The 12,140-nt window shown below is 67.4% G+C and carries 5 protein-coding genes and 3 pseudogenes; 5 read left to right on the top strand and 3 right to left on the bottom strand.

Annotated elements, in window-relative coordinates; genetic code table 11:
* Window positions 1–74: 74 nt before the first annotated feature.
* Complete coding sequence (locus tag KZO24_RS19935; RefSeq protein ID WP_271182850.1) at window positions 75–2,675, top strand: M14 family metallopeptidase; 2,601 nt, start codon at window positions 75–77, stop codon at window positions 2,673–2,675.
* Window positions 2,676–2,948: 273 nt separating this feature from the next.
* Here the strand turns inward: KZO24_RS19935 and KZO24_RS19930 are convergent, their stop codons facing one another.
* The 3 genes from KZO24_RS19930 to KZO24_RS19920 all read right to left on the bottom strand — a co-directional run bounded on the left by KZO24_RS19930 (window position 2,949) and on the right by KZO24_RS19920 (window position 6,787).
* Window positions 2,949–4,436 (bottom strand): glycosyl hydrolase family 79 N-terminal domain-containing protein, encoded by a 1,488-nt coding sequence (locus KZO24_RS19930; protein WP_370424487.1) that lies wholly within the window; start codon window positions 4,434–4,436, stop codon window positions 2,949–2,951.
* A 261-nt stretch (window positions 4,437–4,697) separates the two neighbouring features.
* Window positions 4,698–5,405, bottom strand: a complete 708-nt coding sequence (gene hutC, locus KZO24_RS19925; protein ID WP_271183149.1) for a histidine utilization transcriptional repressor HutC — start codon at window positions 5,403–5,405, stop codon at window positions 4,698–4,700.
* 2 nt (window positions 5,406–5,407) lie between these two features.
* Window positions 5,408–6,787 carry a formimidoylglutamate deiminase gene (locus tag KZO24_RS19920; RefSeq protein WP_486487595.1) on the bottom strand — a complete coding sequence of 460 codons (1,380 nt, stop codon included), beginning with the start codon at window positions 6,785–6,787 and terminating at the stop codon, window positions 5,408–5,410.
* Between the two features lie 89 nt (window positions 6,788–6,876).
* Between KZO24_RS19920 and hutI the strand changes: the two are divergent.
* The 4 genes and pseudogenes from hutI to hutU all read left to right on the top strand — a co-directional run bounded on the left by hutI (window position 6,877) and on the right by hutU (window position 12,107).
* A pseudogene (gene hutI / locus KZO24_RS19915) lies at window positions 6,877–8,072 on the top strand (imidazolonepropionase).
* Window positions 8,069–9,599, top strand: a pseudogene (gene hutH, locus KZO24_RS19910) (histidine ammonia-lyase). The pseudogenes hutI and hutH overlap by 4 nt, the downstream one beginning before the upstream one ends.
* An 18-nt stretch (window positions 9,600–9,617) precedes the next feature.
* A pseudogene (gene hutG, locus KZO24_RS19905) lies at window positions 9,618–10,379 on the top strand (N-formylglutamate deformylase); the annotation flags it as partial.
* 63 nt (window positions 10,380–10,442) lie between these two features.
* Window positions 10,443–12,107 (top strand): urocanate hydratase, encoded by a 1,665-nt coding sequence (hutU, locus tag KZO24_RS19900; protein WP_271183150.1) that lies wholly within the window; start codon window positions 10,443–10,445, stop codon window positions 12,105–12,107.
* The last annotated feature ends 33 nt before the right edge of the window (window positions 12,108–12,140 follow it).

Raw genomic sequence — 12,140 nt, 5'->3', positions numbered from 1 at the left:
CCTGCGGGCCTCGCAATGACGAAGCGGGGCGTGGAAAACCTTCTGATCCCAATCTGCTCACGGAGTCCCAGCACATGAAAACGCACAAGTCGGCGCGCCTCGCGCGCGTCCTGATGGCCGCCTCGGCGCTGGGGCTCTGTGCTCCGGCACTTGCCCAGAGCGTGCCGAGCACCAAGGACGTGCTCGGCCACGAAGTCGGCGAGGACTACTACCTCGCCAACTACGAGGATGCAGTCCGCTACTTCGAGGCGCTCGCCAAGGCCTCGGACCGCATCAAGCTGTTCCAGAGCGGCAAGTCCACGCACGGCAAGACTTTCGTTTACGCCGTCATCTCCAGCCCGGAGAACATCGCCAATTTCGACAAGTACAAGGCGATCTCCAAGCGCCTCGGCGACGCACGCGGCCTGAGCGATGCGGAGGCGAAGACGCTCGCCGCCGAAAGCCCGATCATCGTCCACATCGACGGCGGCATGCACGCCAGCGAAGTGTCCGACCACCAGCTGCCGCTGGCGCTGGCGCACAAGCTGCTGTCGGCGAAGAACGACGCCGAAGTCGACGGCATCCTCAAGAACGTCATCCTCGTCCTGTGGCCCACGCTGAACCCGGACGGGCAGGACATGGTCGTCGACTGGTACCGCAAGCAGCGCGGCACGAAGTGGGAGACGAGCCGCACACCCTGGCTCTACCAGGAGTACGTCGGCCACGACAACAACCGCGACGGCTACATGCTCAACATGAAGGAGAGCCAGGTCGTCAACGCGACGGAGCAGGACTACGCGCCGGTGATCTGGTACAGCCAGCATCAGGTCGCGCCGTTCCCCGCGCGCATCTGGGTGCCGCCCTTCGCCGATCCGGTCTCGTCCAACATCAGCCCGTACATGCGGATCTGGACCAACGCCATCGGCACCAACATCATGACCCGCATGGAAACCGAGGGCAAGCCCGGCGCCATCGCGCAGGCCCGGTTCGACAACTGGTACGCCGGGTTCCTCGACTACATCCACGTCTTCCGCAACACGATCTCGTTCTTCACCGAGACCGCGCACGACAGCGCGACGCCCAAGACCTGGAAGGTCAGCGACTTCCCCAAGGCGCAGCAGGACTTGAAGGCCCAGATCATGTATCCGCATCCCTGGCAGGGCGGCGAGTGGCATCTGAAGAACTCGGTCGACTACATGCTGACCGCCTCGATGTCGGTGCTGGAGACGGCGCAGAAATACCGCGAGACGCTGCTGTTCAACCGCTATCAGGCGGGCCGCGACATGATCGCCGCCGCCGCGAAGGACGGCCCGGGCGCCTACGTCATCCCGGCCGACCAGACCGACGTGCCGGAGGCCGCCTCGCTCGCACAGCTGATGATTTCGCACGGTCTCGACGTGATGCAGACCTCGGCGCCGACCGCGATCGGCGGGCAGACCTATGCGGCGGGCAGCTGGGTCGTGCCGATGGACCAGCCCTTCGCGGGCCTGGCGCGCGAGCTGTTCGATCCGCAGAAGTACCCCGACGCCATCCTCGGCGGGGACGGCAACCCGGCCGATCTGCCCTACGACGTCACCGGCTGGACCCTGCCTATGCAGATGGGCATCAAGGTGGAGCGCATCGCCAAGCCGCTCGACGCTTCTGCCCGCGCCTCGCTCACCAAGGTCGCGGCCGCGACGCCGCCCACAGGCGGGGTCACCGGGTCGGGTTCGACCTACCTGCTCGATCGCCGCGTCAACAACAGCTACCGGGTGATGAACGCGGCGCTGGCGGCGGGCGGCAAGGCTAGCTGGAGCGCGGACACCATCGCCCTCACCGGCCTTTCGTCCGACGCCGTGGGCAAGCTTGCCGGCCAGTACAGCGTCAACGTCACCGCCAGCACCGATGCTCCCACCGGCGAGGCGGTGCGCAAGGGCCGCGTCGCGCTCTACCGTCCGTGGGGCTCCAACATCGACGAGGGATGGACCCGCTGGCTGCTGGAGCAGTACGACTTCGGCGCCAAGAGCGTCTACAACGCCGACGTCAAGGCGGGCCTTGCAGGCAAGTACGACACCATCGTCCTGCCCGACATGTCCGCTCCGGGCAAATCCCGCCCCGGCGACACCGCGCCTGCCGCCGACTTCGAGTCCAAGTACAAGGGCCCCCTTGCCTCGCTGATGGACGGGTTCAGCCCCGCCCAGATGCCCGCCCCCTATGCCGGCGGCATCGGCGAGGACGGTGCGAAGAAGCTCAAGGACTTCGTGAAGAACGGCGGTACGCTGGTGGCGCTGAACAATGCCTCCGATGCGGTGATCGACCTGTTCGACCTGCCGGTGACCAACATCCTCAAGGACGCCAAGGCCGACTTCTTCTTCTGCTCCGGCGCGCTGTTGCAGGTGCAGCTGGCGCCCGGCACGAAGATCGCGGCGGGCATGCCGCTCGACCCCATCGTGATGTTCGAGCGCGGCCCCGCCTTCGCGCCCAAGCCCGGCTTCAAGGGCAAGGTGCTGGCCTCCTACGCCCCCACCGGCAACCCGCTGCGCAGCGGCGTCCTGCTCCACCCCGAGGCGATCCAGGGCAAGGCGGCCGCCGTCGTGGTCGAGTACGGCAAGGGCAAGGTCTACCTCTACGGCTTCCGCCCGCAGTGGCGCGGCCAGTCGCACGGGGCCTACAAGGCGTTCTTCAACACGCTCTACCCCGACAACACGGGCAAATGATCCACCCTTGGGGGCGTCGCGATGGCGGCGCCCCTTTCATAAGGTGACGCAGGTTTACACGGTTTACACGGTCCAGAGGGGAAAGGTGTAACCTTGGGCCGAAAAGTGTCACCTTAGGGGCGCAAGGTGACACATCCGGCGGAAAATGTGTCACCTTGCGCGCGCGAAGTGTCACCTTGCAGACCCGATGTGTAACCTTGTGACGGGACGAAGCGAGCGGCGAGTTCATGCCGCGCAACGTACCGGCTCACGCACCTTGTAGGAAAGCGCGGATCAGCCCTTCGCCGTGCACGCCGGATTGGCCGCATCCGGTATCGTAATGAAGTTGATGCTCGACGCAGGCGCCGTGACGACGCCGCGCTGCCGCTTTGCCGTCATGCGTGGAAATGCATCACCCGGCCCCAGTTCAAGCACCACGCCGTTCAGCGCCGCGCTGCCCGGCTGGCCATCCGGCTGCGTCAGGGTGAAGACCTCCGCACGTCCATCCACTCGCAGCGAACGTGCATTCGTCCGTTCCGGATTGATGGCAAGTACTGTCACCCCGCCCGGTCGTCCACGCTGGCAATGCGCGTAGATCCGCAGTCCGTCAGCTCCGTCCATGCGGCCGCCGTCGAGCACGGTCGTCCCCATCGTCCGGCGCCAGAGCCAGGCCGCCCAATAATTCGGCCGGGGCGCAAAATCGTGCTCGTCGAGCAGGGCATAGTCGCTCGCCGCCAGCGTGTTGTGCATGACCACCTGCACACCCTGCCTTGCGGAACGGGCAAGCTGGTCCACGAACCGAAAGGTATCCGCGAAAGTCTTCGCCTGCGGATTGCCGCCGCAGGCCGCGTCGGCGGTCTCGGTCAGCCACATGGGAGCGCCCGGACTGACCCGATCGCGCAGCGTGCGCGTGTCCGCAATCGCCGTATCGATCTTGGACAACCATGCGTCCGACTGCGGGTCGATGTCCTTCAGGCCGTTGCAGCGCTGCGACAGTGCCCCGTAGAAATGGAACGAAACCGCGTCTGGACGATGAACTGTCAGCGGCGCCACGTCCGCCGTCGGCAGCATCTTGATGAACGAAGGAAACGCGCTCCCCTTGCCGAGTTCGAAGGCTCCCGGCCCGAGGATCAGCGTGTCGGGCGAGCGCTTGCGCAGCCAGTCGTGAAACCGCCCGAAATCCCGGCGATAGCGCGTCGCGTCGTAATTGACCGGGGGCTTGGTGCCGCCGATGAGATTGGGCTCGTTCGCGAATTCAGACGCCGCGATCCTGCCGCCGATGCTCTGCGTATAGGCGAACAGCCGTTCGGCAGCCTCGTGCGTCCAGTTTCCGTCAGCGTCGCGCGATCCCGGACTGGTGGGCATCGACGTGACGATCTGCGCATCGCTGTCGCGCGCGAACTCCACGGCCTGTCGCCACTGGCGGCGGGTGAGGACCGCGTCGTATCCCTTGGGCACGGCCGACAGCGGCGTCTCGGTGTCGGAAAAGAACGTTCCGTTCGCCCATGTCCCGCTATACCGGACGTAAGCCGGTCCGAGCGCTTGCGCGAGAACGCGCAACCGGGGATTCTGCAAGTCGATCGGCGGACGATCCTCGTACAGATCCGTCTTCGAACCGTTCGTGCTGCCGTAAGGCTTCCAGAAGCGTCCGCCCGTCAGTTCCAGCATTTCGACGTTGTAGGACAGGAAGCGCTCGCTGACAGTTCCGACCACAGGCAATTGCGCGACCGAAAGATGGGAGACGGCACTATTGTCGGCATTGCCCAATGGCTCCTGCGTCATGACGCAACCCGCAAGTGCCGATGCTGCGCAGCCGGTGAACAAAATAAGATGACGTCGAATCAATCTCGCCTCGCACGCTGGATCAGATCGTGCGCAAGAATCAGGCTTTCGCGGAAGTTACTGAAGGCGCCATGTGCTTTTGATTGCCTGTCGGGAAAAGTATTTGTTTCAAAGCATTGCTGGGCATGACAGCGCGCGCCGTGCCGAGGGCGGTCCCAGCCTTCGCTGGAATGACGGGCGCGGTAAGCGAGCTTCGAAGTGTTACCGCCCCGAAGCCCCCGGCCCGAAGCGCGCCACCATGTCGTAGGCATCGCCGAGGAACAGCTGGCGCACGTAAGTAATCCGCTCCGAGCCGCGCCACGTCCGGCGCTCGACGCACAGACACGGCGTTCCGACCGCCACGCCCAGCCATTCCGCTTCCTCGGCCTGCGCGCCGACGGCCGAGATGCGCGTCTCCGCCTCGGTCCAGGGCACGTGCTGCAGGAGCCACGTCCCCGGAGGAACCGCGTCGAGGTCGGCGCCGACGATCCCCGGTACGGCCAGAGCGCTCACCAGGCGGAACTCCACGCCCAGCGGCGCGCCGTCCACCAGATGCAAGCCATCAATGTGGACCAGTTCCCCGCCGCCTGCCAGCAGCACTTCCTCCTCGTCCTCCCCGGCGGCACGGACCCGGCGGCGGATGGGCTGGAAGGCATAATCCTGCCCGCGCTCGCGCACTTGCGCGGCGATGTCGGGCACGTCGAGCACCATCGAGTGGACCTTCGGCCGCGCCACGAACGTCCCCGCCCGCTTGCGCCGGTCGATCAGCCCCGCCGCGACGAGCGCCGAGAGCGCCTTGTTCACGGTCATGCGCGAGCAGCCGTATTCCTGCATCAGTTCCTGCTCGATGGGCAGGCGGTCTCCGGGAGCCAGTTCGCCGCCGAGGATGCGGCCCTCGAAATCCGATCGAATGCGTTCGTGAAGGGGCATTCTCACGCGATCAGTGTCTCCAGTACCTTGGCATAGTCGCGGACCACCCGGTCGCGGGCATGATGACGCCCTTCGCTCACCAGCTTGTCGCCATGGCGCCACACGCAGTCAATGGCCGAGCGCCCGGCGGCGAAGACGAAGCTGTCGGTTATCGCATCGCCCGCCCTGTGCATCATGGCCGGATGGTCGAGGTTCAGGCTGATGATGTCGGCAGGCAGGCCGACCGCAATCCCGCCTTCGACGCCCAATGCAGCCGCCCCGCCCGTCAGCGCGCCCACGTAAAGGTCCGCGCCGGTGGAGCGCCCGCTCTCCCGGGCCATGACGTTGCGTGCGCGGCGCGTCAGGCGCTGGCCGTATTCGAGCAGGCGCAGTTCCTCGGCCGCGTCGATCAGCACGTTGGAATCGCTGCCGATGCCGTAGCGACCGTCTGCCTCCAGGAACCCCTCCACCGGAAACAGCCCGTCGCCGAGGTTTGCTTCGGTGATCGGGCAGAGCCCCGCCACCGCGCCGCTGCGCGCGGCGGCAACGGTTTCGCTTTCCGTCATGTGCGTGGCATGGACGAGGCACCAACGCGCGTCCACTTCGGCGTTGTCCAGCAGCCATTCGACCGGACGCCGGCCGCTCCATGCGAGGCAGTCGTCCACTTCCTTCACCTGCTCGGCGATGTGGATGTGGACCGGTCGGGCTTTCGCCAGCGGTTCGAGATCGCGCAGTTGATCGGGCGAAACGGCGCGCAGGGAATGCGGCGCCACGCCGACCACGGCATCAGGCAGCGCGCGGGCATGGGCCTCGGCGCCTTCGAGCAACCGCGCGTACTGGTCCAGATCGCTGATGAAGCGCGCCTGCGCATCGCTGGGCGGCTGCGCGCCGAACCCGGCGTAGCTGTAGAGGACCGGCAGCAGCGTCATGCCGATGCCGGTGTCCCCGGCCGCCGCCAGCACCGCCGCGCTCATCTGCGCGACGTCGGCGAAGGCGCGGCCCTCGCGGTCGTGGTGCAGGTAATGGAACTCGCCGACGCGAGTGAAGCCGCCTTCCAGCATCTCGACATAGGCCATCGCCGCGATGGCGCGCACGTCGTCCGGGGTCATGCGCTGGACGAAGCGGTACATGATCTCGCGCCAGGTCCAGAAGCTGTCGTTCGCAGGGCCGCGCTGCTCGGCAAGGCCCGCCATGCCGCGCTGGAAGGCATGGCTGTGCAGGTTGGGCATTCCGGGCAGCGCGCAAGGGTGGCGCTCGTCCTCGGGCAAGCGTTCCGTATCCGCCTCGAGGGCAGCGATCCGCCCCTGCTCCAGCGTGACGCGGACATTCCGCGCCCAGCCTTCGGGCAGCAGACAATTCTCGAAAAACAATGGCCTGTGCGAGCCGTCCGACCTTGCCGACATGAATCTGCTCCTTGCTTCGATTTTTTGTCTATACATTAAATTTGAACGGTGCAATCACAATGGGCGAGGCAAACGAGGGCCACGGAATCATGCTGTACGACACCGTCTGGAAAGGCGCCCGGCTCGCTACGATGAGTGGTGAAGGCATCGGCGCGGTGGACCATGGCGTGATCGCGGCAAAGGACGGCATGATCGCTTACGCCGGACCTGCCGCCGATGTACCGACCCTCAATGCGAAGCGGATCGTCGACTGCGAAGGCCGCTGGATCACCCCGGGCCTGATCGACTGCCACACCCACCTGATCCACGGCGGCGACCGCGCGGCCGAGTTCGAGATGCGCCTGGGCGGCGCCTCCTACGAGGAGATCGCGCGGACCGGGGGCGGCATCGTCTCCACCATGCGCTCCACCCGCGCCGCGAGCGAGGACGAACTCGTCACCGCCGCCCTGCCCCGCCTCGATGCGCTGATCGCGGAAGGCGCGACCACGGTGGAGGTCAAGTCCGGCTACGGCCTCGACCGCGACAGCGAGATCCGCATGCTGCGCGCCGCCCGCCGTCTGGGTGAAGAACGCGCGGTGTCCATCGCCACCACTTTCCTCGGCGCGCACGCCCTGCCGCCTGAGTTCGCGGGCGATGCGGACGTCTACATCGCCCTGCTCTGCGACGAAGTGCTGCCCGAGGTCGCCGCGCTCGGCCTTGCCGATGCGGTCGACGCCTTCTGCGAGGGCATCGGCTTCACCCCGGCGCAGACGGAGCGCATGTTCGCCGCCGCCGCGCGCCATGGCCTGCCGGTGAAGCTTCATGCCGAGCAGCTTTCCAACCTCCACGGCGCGGCCTTGGCGGCGCGGCACGGGCGCTTTCCGCCGATCACCTCGAACATCTCGACGAGGCCGGGATCGCCGCCATGGCCGCATCGGGCACCGTCGCCACCTTGCTGCCGGGCGCGTACTATTTCGTGCGCGAGACGAAGCTGCCGCCGATCGAAGCCTTGCGCGCGGCCGGGGTGCCCATCGCACTGGCGACCGACTGCAATCCCGGCACGTCGCCGCTCACCTCGCTGCTGCTGACGATGAACATGGGCGCGACGCTGTTTCGCCTCACCGTCGCCGAATGCCTTGCCGGCGTCACCCGCAATGCCGCGCGCGCCCTCGGGCTTGCCGATCGCGGCACGCTGGAGGCGGGCAAGCGCTGCGATCTCGCCATCTGGGACGTCGAGCGTCCCGCGCAGCTGGTCTATCGCATGGGGTTCAATCCGCTCCATGCCCGCATCTGGAGTGGTCAATGAATCCTGTCCTGCTCACCCCCGGGGACATCCCGCTGGCGGACTGGCGCGCGGTCTATCGCGGCGCCGCCGTCACGCTCGACCCTGCCTGCGCGCCGCGCGTGGCGGAAAGCGCTGCCGCCGTCTCGCGCATTCTGGCGAAGGGCGCGCCGGTCTACGGCATCAACACCGGTTTCGGTAAGCTCGCCAGCGTGCGGATCGGCGACGAAGACCTCGCGACGCTCCAGCGCAACATCGTGCTGAGCCACGCGGCGGGCACGGGCGCGCCTTCGCCGGTGCCGGTGATCCGGCTGATGATGGCGCTGAAACTGGCCAGTCTGGCGCAGGGCGCCTCGGGCGTGCGGCCCGAGACGGTGGCGCTGCTGGAGGCCATGCTGGTCAAGGGGCTGACCCCGGTGGTGCCCAGCCAGGGCTCGGTCGGCGCGAGCGGCGACCTTGCCCCGCTCTCCCACATGGCCGCGACGATGATCGGCGTGGGCGAGATCTTCTATCAGGGTGAACGCCTGCCCGCCGCCGAGGCGCTGCACAGAGCGGCACTCACCAGCACTCAACTGGGGCCTAAAGAGGGCCTGGCGCTGCTCAACGGCACCCAGTTCTCCACCGCCAACGCGCTGGCCGGGCTGTTCGAGGCCGAACTGCTGTTCCGCTCGGCGCTCGTCACCGGCGCGCTCTCGACCGAGGCGGCCAAGGGTTCCGACACGCCGTTCGATCCGCGCATTCACACGCTAAGGCGTCATCGGGGTCAAATCGAGGTCGCCGATGCCCTGCGCGGCCTGATGACCGGCAGCGCCATCCGCGCCAGCCATCTGGAGAACGACGCGCGCGTGCAGGATCCCTACTGCCTGCGCTGTCAGCCGCAGGTCATGGGCGCCGCGCTCGACATTCTGCGCCAGGCCGCGACCACGCTGGAGATCGAGGCCAACGGCGTCTCCGACAACCCGCTGATCTTCCCGGAGACCGACGAGGCGCTGTCGGGCGGCAACTTCCATGCCGAGCCGGTCGCCTTCGCGGCCGACATGATTGCCATGGCCATCTGCGAGATCGGCTCGATCGCCGAGCGCCGCATCGCCATGCTGGTGGACCCGGCGCTGTCCGGCCTGCCCGCGTTCCTGACGCCGCGCCCCGGCCTCAATTCGGGGTTCATGATCCCGCAGGTGACCGCCGCCGCGCTGGTCAGCGAGAACAAGCAGCGCGCCTATCCGGCCAGCGTGGATCTCGATCCCGACTTCGGCCAATCAGGAAGACCACGTCTCGATGGCCGCCCACGGCGCGCGCCGCCTGCTCGACATGGCGGAAAATGCGACCGCCGTGCTGGGCATCGAACTGCTCGCCGCCGCGCAGGGGTGCGACTTTCATGCCCCGCTCGCGTCCAGCGATGCGCTTGAGGCAGCCCGCGCAACCCTGCGTGACAAGGTGCCGACGCTGGAGGACGACCGCCATTTCCACCCCGACATGGAGGCGGCCAACCTGCTGGTCCGCTCGGGCGCGCTGCTTGCCTCGGCGGGCGACGCCCTCCCCGGTGTAGCGTGAGCGACTGGCTCAAGATCACTGAAGGCGACGCCCCCTCATCGTCGCCTTCCCCACGTCGGCACCCAGCTTGCCGACGTGGGGAACCAGTTCCGGTCCGAGTGGCTGGCCCGCCGCGATGCCGACTGGTGGGTGGATGACCTCTACGCCTTCGTCGCCGATCTTGGCGCCACGCTGGTCAGCACGCGCATCTCGCGCAGCGTGATCGACCTCAACCGCGATCCTTCGGGCGCCTCGCTCTATCCGGGGCAGGCGACGACCGAACTGTGCCCGACCACGACCTTCGACGGCGAGCCGCTCTACGCAGGCCAAGCGCCGGACGAGGCCGAGATCGCCCGCCGCCGCGCGCTCTGGTTCGATCCATACCATGCCGCGCTGCAGGCCCAGATCGACCGACTGCGCGCCGTCCATGGCCGCGTGGTGCTCTACGATGCCCACTCGATCCGCAGCCATGTACCGCGCCTGTTCGACGGCGAACTGCCGCAGTTCAACATCGGCACCAACGGCGGCAAGACCTGCGATCCCACCCTTGCCGCCGCCGTGGAGCAGATCTGCGCGGCTTCAGGCGAGAGCCATGTGCTCGACGGCCGCTTCCGGGGCGGCTGGACCACCCGGCATTACGGTCAGCCCGACAACGGCGTCCACGCCATCCAGATGGAACTCGCCATCCGCGGCTACATGGATGAACCCGACATCCCCACCGAGGCCAACTGGCCGCCCGCCTTCGATCCGGCACGCGCCGCCGCGCTCACCGAAACCCTTTCCCAGATCATGAAGGCTGCCCGCGCCTTCGCTCTTCAGCCCACGCCTTCGCTCTTCAGCCCACGCCTTCTCAGGACGCCTGACATGACCCGTATCGACAATACCCGCGTCATCAAGCCCGCCACCGGCACGCAGCTTTCCGCGAAAAGCTGGCTAACCGAAGCGCCTTTGCGCATGCTGATGAACAACCTCCACCCCGACGTCGCCGAGCGGCCCGAGGAGCTGGTGGTCTACGGCGGCATCGGCCGCGCCGCGCGGGACTGGGAGAGCTACGACCGGATCGTCGAGACCCTCCAGCGGCTGGAAGACAACGAGACGCTGCTGGTGCAGTCGGGCAAGCCGGTCGGCGTGTTCCGCACCCATGCCGATGCGCCGCGCGTGCTGATCGCCAATTCCAACCTCGTTCCGCACTGGGCGAACTGGGAGCACTTCAACGAACTCGATAAGTGCGGCCTTGCCATGTACGGGCAGATGACCGCCGGTTCGTGGATCTATATCGGCACGCAGGGCATCGTTCAGGGCACGTACGAGACGTTCGTGGAGATGGGCCGCCAGCACCATGGCGGCGACCTTTCGGGCAAGTGGCTGCTGACGGCGGGCCTTGGCGGCATGGGCGGCGCGCAGCCGCTGGCGGCGGTCATGGCGGGCGCGTCGTGCCTTGCCATCGAGTGCCAGCCCAGCCGGATCGAGATGCGCCTGCGCACCGGCTATCTCGACAAGTCCGCCGCCACCATCGAAGAGGCCATGGCCATCATCGAGCAGGCGAAGGCGGACGGCAAGCCCGTCTCGGTCGGCCTTCTGGGCAATGCCGCCGAGCTGCTGCCCGAAATCTACGCGCGCGGCATTCGCCCCGACCTGCTGACCGACCAGACCAGCGCCCACGATCCGATCAACGGCTACCTCCCCGCAGGCTGGACCGTCGCCGAATGGATCGAACGGCGCGAGCGCGAACCCGAGGCAGTCGCCAAGGCCGCCAAGGCATCGATGGCACAGCATGTGCGCGCGATGCTGGACTTTCAGGCGGCCGGGGTTCCCACCACCGACTACGGCAACAACATCCGCCAGGTCGCGCTGGACGAGGGCGTGGCGAACGCCTTCGACTTCCCCGGCTTCGTGCCCGCCTATATCCGCCCGCTGTTCTGCCGGGGCGTCGGACCGTTCCGCTGGGCCGCACTTTCGGGCGATCCGGAGGACATCTACAAGACCGACGCCAAAGTGAAGGAGCTGCTGCCCGACAACGCGCACCTGCACAACTGGCTCGACATGGCGCGCGAGAAGATCCACTTCCAGGGCCTTCCAGCGCGCATCTGCTGGGTAGGTCTGGGCGACCGCCACCGCCTCGGCCTCGCCTTCAATGAGATGGTCGCGAAGGGCGAACTCAAGGCCCCGGTCGTGATCGGCCGCGACCACCTCGACAGCGGCTCGGTCGCCTCGCCCAACCGTGAGACCGAGGCGATGCAGGACGGGTCGGACGCGGTGTCGGACTGGCCGCTGCTCAACGCCCTGCTCAACACCGCCAGCGGCGCGACATGGGTGTCGCTGCACCACGGCGGCGGCGTGGGCATGGGCTTCTCGCAGCATTCGGGCATGGTGATCGTGGCCGACGGCACGCCCGAGGCAGCCGCACGGCTTGAGCGCGTGCTGTGGAACGACCCGGCCACCGGCGTCATGCGCCATGCCGACGCGGGCTACGAGATCGCGCGGGACTGCGCGGTGGAAAAGGGGCTGGACCTGCCGGGCATCCTGTAATCCTTCCCCCATGCTCGTCATTGCGAGCGCAGC

The sequence above is a fragment of the Novosphingobium sp. NFX11 genome (genome assembly GCF_057376415.1).
Note: the sequence above shows the minus strand (reverse complement) of the source record. Positions and strands in the feature narration are given on the sequence as shown.